At 74.2% G+C, this 17,015-nt stretch carries 15 protein-coding genes; 6 read left to right on the top strand and 9 right to left on the bottom strand.

What is annotated here, in order from left to right; translation table 11 throughout:
- Positions 1-70: 70 nt before the first annotated feature.
- Together HNP84_RS39025 and HNP84_RS39020 are read left to right on the top strand one after the other, a co-directional pair.
- Complete coding sequence (locus tag HNP84_RS39025) at positions 71-829, top strand: ABC transporter ATP-binding protein (protein ID WP_376772029.1); 759 nt, start codon at positions 71-73, stop codon at positions 827-829.
- A 1-nt stretch (position 830) separates the two neighbouring features.
- Positions 831-3,338 carry an ABC transporter permease gene (locus tag HNP84_RS39020; RefSeq protein ID WP_185055083.1) on the top strand — a complete coding sequence of 836 codons (2,508 nt, stop codon included), beginning with the start codon at positions 831-833 and terminating at the stop codon, positions 3,336-3,338.
- Positions 3,339-3,487: 149 nt separating this feature from the next.
- Here the strand turns inward: HNP84_RS39020 and HNP84_RS39015 are convergent, their stop codons facing one another.
- From HNP84_RS39015 to eccB, 7 genes are all read right to left on the bottom strand, one after another.
- A complete protein-coding gene (locus HNP84_RS39015; protein ID WP_185055082.1) occupies positions 3,488-3,769 on the bottom strand; it encodes an SUKH-4 family immunity protein in 282 nt (93 codons plus the stop codon).
- Positions 3,766-4,677: a toxin glutamine deamidase domain-containing protein gene (locus tag HNP84_RS56440; protein ID WP_312926744.1), complete on the bottom strand. Its 912-nt coding sequence runs from the start codon at positions 4,675-4,677 to the stop codon at positions 3,766-3,768. The genes HNP84_RS39015 and HNP84_RS56440 overlap by 4 nt, the downstream gene beginning before the upstream one ends.
- Before the next feature lie 217 nt (positions 4,678-4,894).
- On the bottom strand, positions 4,895-6,199 hold the full coding sequence (locus HNP84_RS39005; protein WP_185055080.1) for a hypothetical protein: 1,305 nt from the start codon (positions 6,197-6,199) through the stop codon (positions 4,895-4,897).
- A gap of 34 nt (positions 6,200-6,233) precedes the next feature.
- The gene (locus HNP84_RS39000; RefSeq protein WP_185055079.1) at positions 6,234-6,641 is read right to left on the bottom strand and encodes a hypothetical protein; all 408 of its coding nucleotides are present in this window, start codon (positions 6,639-6,641) and stop codon (positions 6,234-6,236) included.
- Between the two features lie 11 nt (positions 6,642-6,652).
- Positions 6,653-6,967: a WXG100 family type VII secretion target gene (locus tag HNP84_RS38995; protein WP_185055078.1), complete on the bottom strand. Its 315-nt coding sequence runs from the start codon at positions 6,965-6,967 to the stop codon at positions 6,653-6,655.
- Positions 6,968-6,988: 21 nt separating this feature from the next.
- The gene (locus tag HNP84_RS38990; protein ID WP_185055077.1) at positions 6,989-7,303 is read right to left on the bottom strand and encodes a WXG100 family type VII secretion target; all 315 of its coding nucleotides are present in this window, start codon (positions 7,301-7,303) and stop codon (positions 6,989-6,991) included.
- 115 nt (positions 7,304-7,418) lie between these two features.
- Complete coding sequence (eccB, locus tag HNP84_RS38985) at positions 7,419-8,861, bottom strand: type VII secretion protein EccB (RefSeq protein ID WP_185055076.1); 1,443 nt, start codon at positions 8,859-8,861, stop codon at positions 7,419-7,421.
- 125 nt (positions 8,862-8,986) lie between these two features.
- On the opposite strand from eccB, the gene HNP84_RS38980 reads away from it, so the two are divergent.
- Genes HNP84_RS38980 through HNP84_RS38970 form a run of 3 tightly spaced genes read left to right on the top strand, consistent with a single transcriptional unit; the run spans position 8,987 to position 10,526 of the window.
- The gene (locus HNP84_RS38980; RefSeq protein WP_185055075.1) at positions 8,987-9,292 is read left to right on the top strand and encodes a hypothetical protein; all 306 of its coding nucleotides are present in this window, start codon (positions 8,987-8,989) and stop codon (positions 9,290-9,292) included.
- Positions 9,293-9,298: 6 nt separating this feature from the next.
- A complete protein-coding gene (locus HNP84_RS38975; RefSeq protein WP_185055074.1) occupies positions 9,299-10,087 on the top strand; it encodes a hypothetical protein in 789 nt (262 codons plus the stop codon).
- Between the two features lie 10 nt (positions 10,088-10,097).
- On the top strand, positions 10,098-10,526 hold the full coding sequence (locus HNP84_RS38970) for a YbaB/EbfC family nucleoid-associated protein (RefSeq protein ID WP_185055072.1): 429 nt from the start codon (positions 10,098-10,100) through the stop codon (positions 10,524-10,526).
- Here the strand turns inward: HNP84_RS38970 and eccD are convergent, their stop codons facing one another.
- Together eccD and HNP84_RS38960 are read right to left on the bottom strand one after the other, a co-directional pair.
- Positions 10,527-11,924 carry a type VII secretion integral membrane protein EccD gene (eccD, locus tag HNP84_RS38965; RefSeq protein WP_246519243.1) on the bottom strand — a complete coding sequence of 466 codons (1,398 nt, stop codon included), beginning with the start codon at positions 11,922-11,924 and terminating at the stop codon, positions 10,527-10,529. It abuts the gene before it with no gap.
- Positions 11,921-12,850, bottom strand: a complete 930-nt coding sequence (locus HNP84_RS38960) for a M23 family metallopeptidase (RefSeq protein WP_185055071.1) — start codon at positions 12,848-12,850, stop codon at positions 11,921-11,923. Before HNP84_RS38960 ends, eccD begins: the two co-directional genes overlap by 4 nt.
- A 153-nt stretch (positions 12,851-13,003) precedes the next feature.
- Between HNP84_RS38960 and eccCa the strand changes: the two genes are divergently transcribed.
- The gene (gene eccCa / locus HNP84_RS38955) at positions 13,004-16,981 is read left to right on the top strand and encodes a type VII secretion protein EccCa (protein ID WP_185055070.1); all 3,978 of its coding nucleotides are present in this window, start codon (positions 13,004-13,006) and stop codon (positions 16,979-16,981) included.
- Positions 16,982-17,015 lie beyond the last annotated feature (34 nt).

Below are 17,015 nucleotides of genomic sequence, written 5' to 3'. Positions count from 1 at the left end.
CGGTCCCATGGCGGGCGGGTTTCCCGGCCCTAGCGTGGTTCGGGTCGGACCGATCCCGAGGAGCGAAGACGTGACAGTGACCGATACGGGCGTGCGCCGCCGCGCGCCGCACGCCGTGGTGGCGCGGGGGCTCACCAAGGTGTACGGACAGGGCGACGCTGCCGTGCACGCGCTGAGAGGGGTGGACGTCTCCTTCGCGACCGAGGCGTTCACCGCGATCATGGGGCCGTCCGGCTCGGGCAAGTCCACGCTGATGCACTGCCTGGCCGGGCTGGACACGGTCACGGGCGGCACGGTGCACATCGGCGACGTGGAGCTGACCGGGCTCGGCGACAAGCAGCTCACCAAGCTGCGCCGGGAGCGGATCGGCTTCATCTTCCAGGCGTTCAACCTGCTGCCCACGCTCACCGCGGAGCAGAACATCCGGCTCCCGCTGGAGATCGCGGGCCGCCAGGCCGACCAGGCGCTGTTCGAGAAGGTCATCGAGACCGTCGGGCTGCGCGACCGGCTCAAGCACCGGCCGACCGAACTGTCGGGCGGGCAGCAGCAGCGCGTGGCGGTGGCCCGCGCCCTGATCAGCAAGCCACAGGTGATCTTCGCCGACGAGCCGACCGGCAACCTGGACTCGCGCAGCGGGGCAGAGGTGCTGTCGTTCCTGCGCGCGTCGGTGCGTGAGCTGGGTCAGACGATCGTGATGGTCACCCACGACCCGCTGGCCGCGTCGTACGCCGACCGCGTGGTGTTCCTGCACGACGGCTCGCTGGTCAGCGAGCTGTACCAGCCGACGCCGCAGTCCGTGCTGGACACCCTGCTGAAGCTGGAGGGCTAGCGTGCTCAGGACGACGCTGGCCGGGCTGCGGGCGCATCGGCTGCGCCTGCTGCTCACCGCCCTGGCGATCACGCTCGGCGTCGGGTTCATCGCGGGCACGTTCGTGCTCACCGACACGATCCGGGCGGGCTTCGCCCGTACGTTCGCCGCCGACGCCGACCGCGTGGACGTGGCCGTCCTGCCCGCCGGCGCGACGCAGGGCGGGGACGACGTCCTGCCCGCCGCGACGCTGGAGAAGGTGCGCGCGGTGGCGGGCGTGGCCGACGCCCAGGGCCTGATCCGCGGCAGCGCGGCGCTGATCGGCAGCGACGGCAAGGTGGTGGGCGACCTGCCCACGGGCGCCATCTCGATCGCCGAGGGCCCGCTGAACCGGACCCGGATCACCAGCGGGCGCGCCCCGGCCGCCGCCGGCGAGGCCGTACTGGACGAGAACACCGCCAAGACCAGGAAGTTCGCGGTGGGCGACACCGTGACCGTGCTGGACCACGACCAGGCACAGCACCGCTTCACCCTGGTCGGCCTGTTCGACGTGGGCGTGGACCAGGAGCTGGGGTTCACCGGCGCGCTCGGCTACACCGCCGAGGACGCCCGCCGCATGACCGGGGTCAAGGGCTTCGCGGAGATCGACGTGAAGGCGGACGGCACGACGGACCCGGCCCGGCTGAAGGCCGCGGTCGCCGCCGCGCTGGGCGTCGGCGTCGAGGTCATGACCGGCCAGGAGCTGGCCGACGTGCTGGCCTCGGCCAACGGGGTGAGCACCGATTTCATCACGGCGGGCCTGCTGCTGTTCGGCCTGGTCGCGATGCTGGTCGCGGCGCTGGTGATCTACAACACGTTCACCATCCTGGTCGCGCAGCGCACCAGGGAGATGGCGCTGCTGCGCTGCATCGGCGCGACGAAGGGGCAGGTGTTCGGCTCGATCCTGCTGGAGTCCGCCGTGGTGGGGCTGCTGTCCTCGCTGCTCGGCCTGCTGGCCGGGCTCGGCCTGGGCGCGGCGGCGCTGGCGGTGCTGTCGGGCCTGGAGGTGGACATCCCGACCGGAACGGCCGAGCTGACGCCGCGCACGGTGATCGCCGGTCTCGCGCTCGGCATGGTGGTGACGGTGGGCGCGGCGCTGCTGCCGGCCCGCAGCGCCACCCGGGTGGCGCCGGTCGCGGCGCTGCGCACCCAGGTGGAGGAGCGCGGGTTCCGCACGGGCGTGCTGCGCTCGGTCGTGTCCGGCCTGTTCCTGGCGGTGGGCGCGGGCGTGATCGCGTACGCGGTCTCGATGGAGCCGGGGGAGCAGGCGCTGTTCGCCGTGGTGGGCGGCGGCGCGGTGGTGTTCCTCGGGGTGCTCGCGCTCGGCCCGGTGCTGGTGCGCCCGCTGGCCGCGTTCACGGGCTGGGTGCCCCGGCGGCTGTTCGGCGTGCCGGGGCGGCTCGCGGTGGACAACTCCCGCCGCAACCCCTCGCGCTCGGCCACCACCACGGTCGCGCTCACCATCGGCGTGACGCTGATGACGATGATGTCGGTGCTCACGGCCAGCACCCGGGCGACGGCGAACGCCCAGCTCGACGAGCAGTTCCCGGTGGACTACATGGTCTCCGCCCAGGCGGGCGAGGGGACCGTGCCCCGCTCGATCGCCGCCGACCTGCGCACCAGGCCCGAGCTGTCCTCGGTGGTGCAGCTCCGCGAGGTGCCCGCCAAGGTCGGGGGCGCGCGGGGCGAGTGGCCGGTCGGCACCTTCGAGGGCCCGTTCACCGTGGTCACCACCAGCGGCTCGATGAGCGGGTTCCGCGCCGGGACCGTGGTGGTGGGCGACACCGCGGCCGGGAAGCTGGGCGTCAAGGTGGGCGACCAGATCCGGGTCGTCACCGAGGAGGCCGGCACGGTGCCGCTGACCGTGATCGCGCTGTACGACTCCGGCTCCTCGCCGCTGCCGGACCTGACGGTCCCGGCCGCGGCCTTCCAGGAGTACTTCGGCGCGGTGGACGACAGCCGGGTGATGGTCAAGCGGGCCGAGGGCGTGCCTGCCGACCGGGGCAGGACGGTGGTGGAGGCGGCGGCCCAGCCGTATCCGACCGCGCTCGTCTCCAGCGCCGCCGAGGTCCGGGGCGAGTTCGACCAGGCGTTGGACATGATGCTGATGATCGTGACCGGCCTGCTCGGGCTGGCGATCCTGATCTCGCTGCTGGGCATCGCCAACACGCTGTCGTTGTCGGTGCACGAGCGCACCAGGGAGTCGGCGCTGCTGCGCGCGCTCGGCCTGACCCGGCCGCAGCTCCGCGGCATGCTCACGGTCGAGGCGCTGGTGCTGGGCCTGATCGGCGCGCTGGTCGGGGTCGTGCTCGGCATCGTGTTCGGCTGGGCGGCGGTGCAGACCATGGCGGATTCGCCGCGCTTCGACCTGCCGGTGGCGCAGGTGCTGGCGTTCGTGGCCCTGTCGGGCGTGGCCGGCGTGGTGGCCGCGCTGCTGCCGGCCCGCCGGGCCGCGCGCGCGTCGATCGTGGGCGCGCTGGCCACGAGCTGACCGAACCGGTCGCGAAACCGGTCGCGAAACCGGTCGCGAAACCGGTCGCGAAGGACTTGCGCGGGCCCGCATCCGAGTTGCGGCGCCCTCGCCCGTGAAGGCGCCGCGGGCCCGCGCGAGGCGCCGCCCCGGTGGCCCGGCCCCGCCGCTCAGCGGGGGCCGGGCCACTGGGCGGCGACGATCTCGGGATTGAGCAGCGGGCGGATGGCGACCTCGCCGGTGGCGGCGTCGATCACGATGCACCCGCTGCCGACGACCTCGGGCGGGCTGCGCGGGTCGGCGGGCTCGGGCACCAGCGCCCAGGCGACGTACCCCTCCGGGGACGGGTGGCCCTCGGGGAAGGGGTGCACGACGACCGTGAGCGCCTGGTCCAGCGGGCGTACGCCGTTGAAGTACTCCTCGGCGATGGCCCGCGCCTGGTCCGGGTTCACCAGCGCCGCCCCTCCGCGCCGTCACCCGCGGGGGCCGGCGCGCGCCCGGTGCGATCGATCAGGACGCAGAACACCGCGGTGACCGACTCGTACGGCGGCTCCACGGCCATGTGGCCGCGCTGCGCGTCGATCCAGATCACCTCACCGCGGGAGTTGACCGCGTTCCAGGCGTGGGCGCCGCCGCCCCGCCATCGGGTGACCAGCACCGCCGAGGCTCCGTGCCCGCTGTCGAGCAGCCGGGCCGCCACCGGCGCGTACGCCGCGGGCCCCTCGCCGACGTACGCGAACCGGTGCCCCAGCCACCGCTCGGCCCGTGCCACTCCCCCGGCCTCCCCGGTGAGCAGCGGCCGGCCCGCCCGGTCGTACTCGGGCTGCCTGGGCGCGGCCACGACCGGCTCGCCGTGCCAGGTGGAGATCACCGCGAGCGCGCAGTCGAGGGCGTTGGTGGCCCGGAACGGGTCCTCCATCGGCCCTCCGGCGTTGATCAGCCGGATCCAGGTGCCGCGCGGGTCGGGGAACCTGGTGGGCCGGCCGTCGGGCCCGACGGGCACGGCGCGCAGGATGTCCTGCTGCGTCTGCGGGTCGGGCCGGGCCAGGCCGCCCGGCAGCCCGTACGGCCGCCCGTCGGCCAGCGGCGGCGGCCGTCCGGGCCGCTCGAACCAGTCGGCCGCCTCCCAGTCGGCGCCCGCGCCACCGGCGCTCCTCCAGCCGAGGACATGCCTGCCGGGGTCGCGCTGGTCGGGGGTGTGCCAGTCGGGATCACGCCGGTCGGGATCGTGCCGGTCGGGATCACGCCGGTCGGAGCCGTGCCGGTCGGGGCCGGCGCGGTGGGCTGGGGCGTGGCGCGCGGCGTCGGCGGCGTCGGCGGCGCGCTCGTAGTCGCGCCATCGGCGTCCGTCGGCGGTCACGACGGGGTCGTAACCACCGCCTGGCGCGTCGTCGGGAAACCGACGCGGCCCCGTGGGCGGGCTGCGGAACACCACCCCGTGCACCTCCTCCGCGGGCGCTGACCACCGGCTCGATCGCAGATCGTAGAGGCAGCGGTGACAGCGCGTAACGGCTTTGGCGCAAACTTCCCGCCCCGATCGGCCCATGGCCGGGCAAGCGGAGGCCGGGGGCGGGCGGTCAGGTGATCACGGGCGGGGCGGCGTCGGGGTCGGCGCCCCAGACGCTCTCGTCCTCCGACAGCCAGGTGGACCGCTCGCGGTCCTGCGCCCCCTCGCCGGGGCCGCCGCCGGCGTACGGCATGAACGGCACCCCGCCGAGCAGGCCGCGCCCGGCGTCAGTGCGGGCCGCGAGCCCGGCCCCGGAGGCGAGCGCGCCGCCGCCCGCGCCCGCGGGCGTGACCCAGGTGCCCGCGGGGGCCAGTGTCGTGCCGGTGGGCCCGGTGGTCCCCAGGCCGGTGGGGCCGACGCCGGTGGCCGTGCTGTTCGGCGCGGTGAGCGTGGGCGACTCGTAGCCCGCCAGGCTGGTGGAGCGGGGGTCGCCGGTGTCGAGGGCGGCGGCCGGATCGGTCAGGCCGGAGGCCGGGTCGGTGAGCCCGGACGCGCCGGGGGTGGTGGCCGGGTCGGTCAGGCCGGCGGGCGTGGTGGTGCCGGGCAGGCCGGGCGTGTCCACGCCGGTGCCGGGGCCGTCCGGGTCCAGACCGCCCGGGTCCAGGCCGTCGGTGTCGAGGCCCCCGGGACCGTTGGTGCCGAGGCCGCCGGTGTCCAGCCCGGAAGGGCCGAGGCCGTCGGTGTCCAAGCCGGACGGGCCCAGCCCGGACGGCCCCAGGCCGGACGTGCCCAGCCCGGACGGGCCGAGGCCGGCGCCGCCGAGGTCGCCCAGGCCGCCGCCGCCGAGGCCGTCGGCGCCGATGTCGGAGATCTCGGTGTCGGTCAGGTCGGGGCCGGGGCCGCCGGGGTCGGCGTTGGGGAGGTGCCGCTCCACCATGTCCGGCAGCGCGTTGTACGCCTCGGCGATCCGCGTGTTCAGGTTCGTCAGGTGCTCGCGCGCCTTGTCGTCGTTGAAGGACAGGGCCCCGCCGAGGAGCTCGTCGTCGAACTCGAAGGTGCCGTAGTCGACGGCGTGGTCCCGGTACCAGGGCAGCATCTCGCCGCCGTAGAAGGTCAGCGAGGAGCCCACCTGGCCGGTGCGGTAGGACAACTCGGCGGCGGTGGCCTGCAGCCTGCGCAGCGCCTGCTGCGCGGCGCGGGCGTCCTCACCGCGCCAGTGCTCGTCCATCGTCCAGCCGGCGGCCCGCAGGAACGTGCTGACCTCGCCCAGCAGCGACGACGCCGCGGTGAACGCCTCGCCGCCGCGCGCCACCCGCTCGGGGTCGGTGGAGTTGAGCAGGTTCTGCACGTCCCCGATGCCGCCGTACGTGCCGGGGTCCTGCCAGAGCTGCGTGCCGTCCTTGATCAGCCGCCTGTCGTACCCGTTGTCCGCCACGGACGCCCCCTTCCGCGCGCCGTGCCGCCCGCCGTCACGCCTGGGCGGCCGTCTCGCGCCCGCCCGATGCCTGCTCGGCGTCGTCCCAGTTGCCGGCGGCCCGCTGGATGGTGCTGATCACGGCCTGGTACTGGGCGACCAGGTCGCCGTAGATCTGGAAGATCTCGGTGTGCGCCTTCTTGACCGTCTCGCCGTACTTCTGCGCCACGTCCCAGGTGCCGATGTGGCGAGGGTCGATGTTCCCCCAGAACTCCAGGTCGTCCAGTGTGCCGGACGCCTGCTGGCCGTGCGCGCTGGCCGGGCCGGTCAGCCGGTCCAGCTCCTCCTGGAGGCTGCGCGCCAGGTTCCGCAGCGCGGCCCGGTCCACGTGGTTCCTGGCGCCTTCCTCGATGCCCGGCCAGTTGGGGTCGAGGCGGAGTCCCTCGTAGGAGTCTCCGGACATGGGGGGCCGGCCTACCTGCCGTCGAACATGGCCACGTTGGCGGCCTCGGCGCGGGAGAAGTTCTCGCGGCCGATCTCGATGGTGCCGCCGAGCTGCTGGAGCACCGCGGCCATCCGGCCGGAGGCGGCGTCCCACTTGGCCCGCGCCTGCCAGTACGCCTCGCGGGCGTCGCCCTCCCAGTCGCCGAGCAGCCTGTCCAGCTCCATCTCCAGGTTCTGGAGGGTGCCCTCCAGGGCCTGCCACTGCCGGGCGAAGTCGGCCGCGGAGCGGTCCATCTGCCCGAAGTCGACGAGTGTGCGGTCGATGTCGGCGTACTCACCGGCCATGTCGTCCCCCTCTTCCCCGTGTCACTGGTTGATCTGGGCCGCGAGCTTGTTGGTCTCGGCGGCCTGGATCTGGTGGGTGGCGCGGTAGCGCTCCTCGATCCGGCCCAGCTTCTCCGACAGGCCGACCAGCTCGTTGATGACGTTGGTCATCTCGGTGCGCCAGATGCCGAAGACGTTCTCGAAGGACCGCGCCGAGTCGCCGTCCCAGCCGGCGCGCAGCTCGGCGGTGTGGCCTTCGAGCATGTTGCGGATCGTGGTGATCGCGCCCGCCGCATCGTCGGTCTTCAGCCCTGCTTCCTTCAGCCTGGCGTGTTCTGCCGCGGTTCTCGGAGCCACTGGTCACCTTCCGTCAGAGGCATGATCCAAAGTCACATTAGGATCATTAACCACTTTGTGGACAACTGTCACATGACGCGTCAGTAACAAATAGGTGTACGAACCACAACGCCGGTCATGGCGGCGCGGTGGCCGGGACGCCCACGCGCACCGGAGTGCGGGCGGCGACCGGGTCGAGCACCGGGCCCTCGGGGATCAGGTGCAGCAGGTGCGCGGGCAGCGGGGCGACGTCCTGCGCGCCGTAGCCGAGCGGGCCCAGCAGCTCGGGCCCGGCCAGCCGGAACCGCCGCCCCTGGTCGGTGACCAGGTAGTACGTGCGGATCTCGGCGAGCTGCCCCTCCCCGGGCAGCAGGCCCACCAGGGCGGCGCCGCCCGCGGGCAGCACGACCTGGTCGAAGTGCTCCTGCCCGCCCGTCCCGGCGACCTCCGGGGCCACCGGGCGCACCGAGCCGCCGACGGTGACCCGCGCCCGCGCCGAGCCGCGCTCGGTGGCGTCGTAGACCGCGCACAGCGGGGCCGAGGCGGGCGGGGTGTCGATGGCCGGCATGATGGCGGGCAGCCCGGCGCCGCCCAGGGTCGTGGCCGAGCGGGGCGCCGCGTTCGCGGTCGCGGCGTCCACGTCGATCGGCGCCACGGTGCCGCCGCCGTACGCCTTCTTGCTGGCCGGGTCCTGGAGCAGGAGCGTGGCCTGGGTCTGCGTCAGGGGCGCGAGGCCGTCGCGCAGGACGGCGTACCAGCGGGTCTCGCCGCCGGCGACCGCCGCGACCCGGACCACCTGGCCGACGGCGGCGGCGATGCCGCCCGGCCCGGTCGTCTTGCGGCCCCGGCCGGGGATGTCGGGCGCGCGGAAGTCGGGGCCCGCGGGCAGGGCGTTGAGCCAGGTGGCGGGCACCCGCCGGGGCTGGGCCTGGGTGAGCGCGGCGGCGCCGGAGCCGGGCACGCGCATGCGCGTGTCGCCCCAGATGAGCCAGGTGTCGGCGCCGTCGTCCACGAGCAGGGCCCGGCCCGCGCCGAGCGTACGCCCGCCGGTCCCGGCGCCGCCCACCAGCGACACGTACGCCCGGCGCCCGCCCGAGGGGTCGGCCCCCTCGACCACGCACGCCGACCAGGGGGCGCGGACGAGGTGGCCGGGTTCGGGCAGCGAGTCGGGCGCGCCCGGGATGCCCACCATCGGCCCTCGCGGGAAGCGCTCCAGCGAGGCGGCCGACACCGTGCGCACGGTGATCTCGTTCGCGTCCAGCAGCAGCCGGGCGGAGGCGTAGTTGGCGACCGGCAGCAGCTCGGCGCGCGCGGCGCTGTAGACGTAGGTCGCGCCGGTGCCCTCCTCGACGATCAGCGTGCCCGGCTCGGTGAGCCCGGTGGCGCCGCCCGGCCGGATCAGCCCCCAGATGCCGAACACCGCCATGACCAGCGCGGCCACGAGCAGGCCGCAGAAGGTGGCCACGGTGTGCCTGCGCGCCGGGGACTCGGGCACGTCGGGCTCGCCCAGGGCCAGCGCCGTGGCGAGCCGCTGGGTCATCAGCCGGTGTGCCTGGTACAGGTCGCGGCGGGTCTGCATGTCACCTCCCGGGGCGGGAGCATAGGGGCGGTCTCGATGAACGCCGGGTTTCGGGTGATCGATAAGCCGATGAACAACGGCCGCGCGCGGGCTGCGCGGCGGAGCGCGGCTGGTAGGAGATTGCCATGGCCCAAGACCGATATGTCACCTCTGCCGCGATTGAAGGTATCCGTACGGAGATCCGGGACGACGTGATCCCCTCGGTACGGGCGGTCGGCGCGCTGGTGGACGAAACGACGCTGGACTTCCCCGGCTGGGGCGCGGTCGGCGAACTGGCCATCGGCTCCCGCTACCGCGAGGTGCAGGACGACGTGCGGCAGAAGTTCGAGGACGCGGTGACCGTGCTCGAAAACTGGATGGACGCGCTGTGGACGGCCAGGATCAACTGGCGCACGGCCGAGGACATGTCGAGCGTCGTGGTCTACCGGTAGCCCCCGATGAGCACGCCATCCCCGCACCTCACCGCCAACTTCATGCGCATGAAGGCGGTCGCCGAGGCGCGCACGGTCCTGGCCGGGCTGCAGCGAATCGCGGCGGTGTCGCACCCGATGGTCGGCGGGGCCGCGCTGGCCGCCACCGCGTTCGCCAACGTGCCCGGGATGTCGGACATCTACAACAACTGGGAGTCCATCCACTCCCGGCTGGACAACACGATCAAGGCACTGCTGAACAACCTCGCCACCAAGAACGCCGACGGCTGGATCGCCGCCGACCGCGACGCGTTCGTGGACGCGGTCGAGCGGTTCCAGCAGGCCGTGGAGAGCCTGCGCGGCTACATCAAGACCATCGCGGGCCTGGTGGACGACCTCGGCTCGGCCTACCGCAGCTACTGGACCGCGCTGGCCGAGGTGCTCGCGGTGCTGGTCGCCATGGTCACCCTCGCGCTGGCCATGCTGGCGACGCCGTTCGCGCCCAAGGGCTACCTGCTGCTGCAGACGCTCGGCGCCTGGGGCGCCTCGATGATCGCCGGGCTCACCGGCATGCTGGCCAAGGGCATCGTCGGGGTCACCGCCGGCATGTCGGTGATGCTCGGCGGCAAGGCCATGATCCAGCTCTACCACCTCGCCCCCACCGGGGAGGCCCGGGTGGACTTCACCAAGGCGGAGATCGACGCCAGGAACGTGCCCTCGTTCCAGGACCCGCCGACCCCCGGCCAACTGCCCCAGTACGGCAACTTCGAATGGCTCGCCCCCCGGCGGGACCAGCCGGCGCCCTACCAGCCCTGAGGAGAGCCCTTTGTACGACGACGTGCGCGCCGAGGACCTGGAGCGCATCGCCCGCGAGAGCGAGGCGGCCATCGCCCGGCTCGGAGCCGCGTTCACCGAGCTGGACGCCGTGACCGGCGAGGGCTCCGGCGCCGACGGACTGGCCCGCGCGGTCGTGGACGGCTCGGGCGGGATCATCGAGATCACCCTGGAGCCGCGGATCATGCGCCTGGACAGCCGCTCGATCGCCGAGGCGGTGACCGAGGCCGTACGCCAGGCGCAGCAGGAGGCGCGGCGGCGTACCGAGGAGCTGGTGCGCGCGGCGACCGGCGCGGCCGATCTGTCGCTGGACCCGGAGCAGATCAGGCGCCGCTTCGAGGAGCTGGGCGAGTCGTTCACGGGCCTGCTGGACGAGACCGCACGCCACGCGGACGAGACGGCCCGCCGCTACCGCATGTGATCATCCGCTCAGGCCCCGCACCCAGGAGTACACGTCCAGCACCCCCAGGGCCAGCGGGAACAGGGCGGTGATGAGCACGAACTCCACGATGTCGCCGGCCCGGCCCCAGAACGGCGTGGGGCGGCGCTCGGGCAGGAACAGCGCCATGCCCGCGGCCACGGCGACCGCCCACAGCAGCGCGATGGCGGTGAGCAGGGCGGTCAGCGGGCCGGTCGCGGCGAGGGCGACCGCGAACGCCGCCAGCCCGGCCGTGCCGGCGGCCAGCAGCGAGATCCGCTGGCCCACGCCGTTGAACACCCGGGCGCGCAGCAGCAGCGCCGCCGCGACGACCGGGGTCATCGCGGGCCCGGCCCAGTTCGGCGCGCCGAGCAGCGGCGGCTGGGCCACCAGCGCGACCAGGGCGATCCCGGCGACCAGCCCGGTGGCGAAGCGCTCGGCGAGGACCGCACGGCGCTTGACGTCCGTGCCGTCGATCCTCGTGGTGTCGTTGCGCAGCTCCTCGGCGCTGGTGGGCATGGCGGGCAGCGGCAGCCGGGCCAGCCGGAAGGACAGGCTGGGGACGAGCGGGGTGCACGCCATGGCGAGCGCGACGGCCACGGCGGCGGCGCCCGCGGGCGAGACGTCGTAGAGCATCACGGCCGCCGAGCCGGCCGCGCCGATCAGGGCGGCCAGCATCACCCCGAACAGGTACGCCAGCCCGTCGGCCACCGCCCAGGCCGCCACGGTGGCGACGAGCGCGGTCATGGCGAACCCCGACAGCAGGTTGGGCGAGCCGAACTCGGCGAGCCCCACCGGCCTGGCGGGGATCAGCAGCCCGGACACGAACGCGTACGGCAGCGCGGCGCAGCCGATCACCGCGCCCGCGCCGGAGTCGCCCAGCGCCCGCGACAGGGCGGCGCCGCCCGCGACGGCGAGCAGCGCGAACACCCCGGCGACCGCGCCGGGCACGGGCCACGGCGGCCCGGCGGTGAGCAGCGCGGCGGCCCCGGCCACCAGGAAGGCGGCCGCCGCGGCCAGCCCGGCGGCCCGGGTGTGCCGCGGCTTCCACCGGGCCGAGCGCTCCTTGATCCCGGTGGCCACGGTGTCGGCCACGTCGTCGAAGACGGCCTCGGGCAGCTCGGCGGCGCGCGGCAGCAGGTACAGGATCTCGCCGTCGCGCACGTCCAGGGCGGCCAGGCCGAGACCCACGTCCAGGGCCGGGCCCCCGACCCGCTGCAGCACCCACCCGCCCGCGGCGAGCGCGGCCTCGTCCTCGCCGGCCGCGGCCAGCAGGTTGGGCAGCAGGTGGGCGAGCGGCAGGTCGGAGGGCAGCACGAGGTCCACGCGCTTGCTCGGGGTCACGATCGTGACCCGCGACGGCGCGGCGCCCGCGATGCCGGCCATGGGCCCCGCCGTCATCCGCAGTGTTCGAAGGGGCTGTCGTAGCGCGCGGAGCCGGCCGATCCGCCCCACTTGACGCAGACACCGCGGGCGGCGGCGCGCACGGGCCCGGCGTAGTAGGCGTAGCTGCCGCTGTCGGTGGTCCGCGGCTTGCCCTTTACCTCCAGGTAGGCCGAGGTCGCGGTCTTGCTGCCGATCCCGGTCCTCTTCATGGTGACCACGCAGTTCTTGCCCGCGGCGGAGTTGTAGAGCAGGTAGACCGTGCCCGCGCCGCCCAGCGCCGCCGAGTCCACCTTCTTGTAGCCCGAGCCGCACACCTGCTCCGGCGTGTACGGGTTGGCGGGCGCGGTCACCGGGGCCGACCTGCCGCCGCAGTTGGTGGAGGTGAGGGTCTGGGACGGGTAGCGGAACGTGCGGCCCTCGAAGGTGGCCGCCCGGATGTTGCCCGGGTAGGAGCCGGTGGCGGTGCGCACCTCGTAGTGCAGGTGGGCGGGCATGCCCGTGCGCGAGGGCTTGGTGGTCTTGCCGACCGTGCCGATCTGCTGCCCCTGGGCCACGGTGGCGCCGACGGCGACCTTGCGGGAGTTCAGGTGGGCGTAGACCGTGACCAGATCCCCGTGCTTGATCTTGATGACGTTGCCGAAACCGTCCTTGCTGCCGCGGTGCTCTGACATGATCACCGTACCGGCGGCGGCGGCCAGGACCGGCTGGCCGAGGTCGGCGTCGGGCGAACCGCCCCAGTTGAAGTCGATCTCGTACCTCGTCCTGTGCGCCGAACTGCTGGTGGTGCCGTGCCACGCCTGTCCGCACGTGAACGGGAGCTTGAAGGTGGGGGCGGCCACATACGCCGAGGTCGCGACGCCCACGGGGGAGGCGGAGGCGACGTCGTGGGCGGGCGCGAGCCCGCCCGTCGCGGCGAGGGCCAGCGCAACCAGAATATGCATGCGCGGAAGACTTGCAGTTTTCTGCCCGAGATGTCTAGATCGTTTGCAGGATGTTCACCGAGCCGGTCAAGCGGATTCGGTACGGTGGCTCGGGTCCGGACAGCACCTATTCCGGCGTATCGGCCAGGCCGGGCGTAGTGGTGAAGGAGTGACGTGGGGACTGTGGTCGTCCGGCGACCCGAGCGCCGCCCTCCCCCGCAGCCGCCGCGTGGTGAGATCCTGCTGGAGTCGCCTCCCGAGGTGCCCGAGACGACCCCCGCCGGGTTCATGCAGATCCTCACCTACCTGCCCATGGTGGCGGGCGGCGCCGCGATGGCGCTGATCTTCACGGCCGGGGGGAACACCAACCCGATCATGTACGTGGCGAGCGGCCTGTTCGCCTTCTCCATGATCGGCATGACGCTGGGCCAGCTCGGCCGCACCAGCGGCGAGCGCCGCCGGCGGCTCGACGGCCTGCGCCGCGACTACTTCCGCTACCTCGCCCAGACCCGGGCCAAGGTGCGCCGGGCCGCCCGCGCCCAGCGCGAGGCCCTGGACTGGAGCGGCCCCGACCCCGCCACCCTGTGGTCCCTGGCCCTGGGCCCCCGGCTGTGGGAGCGCCGGCCCCGTGACGACGACTTCGGCACCGTCCGGGTCGGCACCGGCACCCAGCGGCTGGCGGTCCAGCTCGTCCCGCCCGAGTCCAAGCCGGTGGAGGACCTGGACGCGCTGTCGGCCGGCGCGCTGCGCCGTTTCGTCCGCGCCCACTCCACCGTGGACGACCTGCCGATCGCCATCGCGCTGCACTCCTTCGCCCGCATCCTGCCCTCCGGCGACCCGGCCGCCGTGCGCGCCCTGGTCCGGGCGATGATCGCCCAGATCGTCACCTTCCACTCACCCGACGACATCCGCGTCGCGGTGTGCGCGGGGCCGGAGTGGATGCCGCACTGGGACTGGGTGAAGTGGCTGCCGCACGCGCTGCACCCCGAGCAGACCGACGCGGCCGGGCAGGTGCGGCTGATGTCGGGCGACCTGGGCGAGCTGGACCGGCTGCTCGGCGGCGAGCTGAAGGACCGCGCCCGGTTCCGCCAGGGCATGTCCGCCGGGGCGCTGCCGTACCACGTGGTGATCGTGGACGGCGGGCACGTGCCGCAGGACTCCCAGCTCGGCGCCGACGCCATCGAGGGCGTCACGGTGATCGACCTGTCCGGCGCGGTGACCCCGGCCGAGGAGCAGGCCACGCTGCGGCTGCGGGTGGACGCGGAGAGCTTCAGCCGGGTCCGCACCGACCACGCGGGCAAGGAGGTCGTCACCCGCTACGGCCGCCCCGACCGGCTCTCCTTCACCCAGGCCGAGGGGCTGGCCCGGCAGCTCGCGCCGCTGCGCGCGTCCTCCGCCAAGGGCGGCGAGGGACACGACGTGCTCGCCACCGACACCACGCTCACCGAGCTGCTCGGCATCGGCGACCCGCTGGCGCTCGACCCGGCCGTGCTGTGGCGGCCCCGCGCGCCGCGCAACCGGCTGCGGGTGCCGATCGGGCTCGGCTCCGACGGGCGGATGGTCGAGCTGGACATCAAGGAGTCGGCCCAGGGCGGCATGGGCCCGCACGGGCTGATCATCGGCGCGACCGGCTCGGGCAAGAGCGAGCTGCTGCGCACGCTGGTGCTCGGCCTGGCCGTCACCCACTCCTCGGAGATCCTCAACTTCGTGCTGGTGGACTTCAAGGGCGGCGCCACCTTCCTGGGCCTGGAGTCGCTGCCGCACGTCTCCGCGGTGATCACCAACCTGGAGGACGAGCTGCCGCTGGTGGACCGCATGCACGCGGCCCTGCACGGCGAGATGGTGCGCCGCCAGGAGGTGCTGCGGGCGGCGGGCAACTTCGCCTCGGTGCGCGACTACGAGCGGGCCCGCGAGCAGGGCGCCGCGCTCACCCCGCTGCCCACGCTGTTCGTGGTGCTGGACGAGTTCAGCGAACTGCTGACGGCCAAGCCGGAGTTCATCGAGCTGTTCGTGATGATGGGCCGCCTCGGCCGCTCGCTCGGCGTGCACCTGCTGCTGGCCTCGCAGCGGCTGGAGGAGGGGCGGCTGCGCGGCCTGGACACGCACCTGTCGTACCGGATCGGGCTGCGCACCTTCTCGGCGATGGAGAGCCGGGCGGTGCTCGGGGTGACGGACGCGTACGAGCTGCCGTCCGCGCCCGGCAACGGGTACCTGAAGTACGACACCACCGGGATGACCCGGTTCAAGGCGGCGTACGTGTCGGGGCCGTACACGCCCGAGGCCCGGCAGGAGCGGCGCGGCGGGCCCGAGCGGCGGCGGATCGTGCCGTACGTCCCGGCGTACGTGCCCGACCCGGTCCCGCCCGCAGCGCAGGGCGAGGGCGCCGCTGAGAACGGCGCGGAGGCCGCCGCCGAGAGCACCGCCGAGGCGGGGCGGGAGAGCCTGCTGGACATCGTGGTGCGCGGCCTGGCCGGGCAGGGCCCGCCCGCGCACCGGATCTGGCTGCCCCCGCTGGCCGAGCCGCCGACGCTGGACCACCTGCTGCCCCCGCTGAGCGTGGCGGGCGACCTCGGCCTGACCACGGCCGGGTGGGACGGGCGGGGCCGGCTGCACACCGTGCTCGGCATCGTGGACCGCCCCTTCGAGCAGCGCCGCGATCCCCTGTGGGCCGACCTGTCCGGCGCGGCCGGGCACCTGGCCGTGGTCGGCGGGCCCCAGAGCGGCAAGAGCACCCTGCTGCGCACCCTGATCGCCGGGCTGGCGCTCACCCACACCCCGCGCGAGGTGCAGTTCTACTGCCTGGACTTCGGCGGTGGCTCGCTGGCCTCCCTGGAGGGCCTGCCGCACGTGGGCGGGGTGGCCAACCGGCTCGACCCCGACCGCGTACGCCGTACGGTGGCCGAGGTGACCACGCTGCTCAAGCGGCGCGAGCGCGAGTTCGCCGAGCGCGGCATCGACTCCATCGCCACCTACCGCAAGCGCTCGCCCGGCGAGGGCGACGAGTTCGGCGACGTGTTCCTGGTCGTGGACGGCTGGCTGACGGTCCGGCAGGAGTTCGACTCGCTGGAGCCGGTGATCACGGACCTGGCGGCGCGCGGGCTCGGCTACGGCGTGCACGTTGTCGCGGCGACCAACAAGTGGTCGGAGTTCCGCGCCGCGATCCGCGACCTGTTCGGCTCGCGGCTGGAGCTGCGCCTCGGCGACGCGTACGAGTCGGAGGTCAACCGCAAGACGGCCGCCGCGGTGCCGGAGGGCGTGCCGGGGCGCGGGCTGACCCGCGACGGGCTGCACTTCCTGGCCGCGCTGCCCCGCATCGACGGGGCGCGGCGGGCCGAGGACCTGGCGGCGGGCGTGCGCGGGCTGGTGGACGCGGTCAAGGACGCCTGGCACGGGCCGCTCGCGCCGCGCGTACGGCTGCTGCCGGCCGTGCTGCCCGCCACCGAGCTGCCGGGGCCCGAGGAGTCGGGCCCCCGGGTGCCGCTCGGCATCGACGAGGCCACGCTCTCCCCGGTCTACGCCGACTTCGACGCCGACGCGCACCTCGTGGTGCTCGGCGACACCGAGAGCGGCAAGTCCAACCTGCTGCGGCTGGTCGCCGAGGGCATCGTGGCGCGCAACGCGCCCGCCCAGGCCCGGCTGATCGTGATCGACTACCGGCGGTCGCTGCTGGACGCGGCGTACACCGAGCACCGCATCGGGTACGCGGCGTCGAGCAGCGCCGCGGCCGACTTCATCAACGAGGTGAAGACCTCGCTGGTGCAGCGGCTCCCACCGGCCGACCTGACGCCGGAGCAGCTTCGCGAGCGGAGCTGGTGGAAGGGCGCCGACCTGTACATCGTGGTGGACGACTACGACCTGGTGGCCACCGGGTCCAACCCGCTCACGCCGTTGCTGGACCTGCTGCCGCAGGCCCGCGACATCGGGCTGCACCTGGTGCTGGCGCGGGCCATGGGCGGCGCGGGCCGGGCGCTGTTCGACCCGGTGCTGCAACGGCTGAAGGACATGGCGAGCCCGGCGGTGGTGATGTCCGGCAACCGGGAGGAGGGCGTGCTGTTCGGGGTCCGGCCGCAGACGCTGCCGCCGGGGCGGGGCTACTTCGTGGACCGCAGGTACGGCTCGCGGCTGATCCAGACGGCCCGGCTGGCCCCTTAACCCGATCAGTCTGAAAAGTTAACACATCTGCCTC

The sequence above is a fragment of the Thermocatellispora tengchongensis genome, assembly GCF_014202315.1.
In the GTDB taxonomy this organism is placed as follows: Bacteria; Actinomycetota; Actinomycetes; order Streptosporangiales; family Streptosporangiaceae; genus Thermocatellispora; species Thermocatellispora tengchongensis.
Note: the sequence above shows the minus strand (reverse complement) of the source record. Positions and strands in the feature narration are given on the sequence as shown.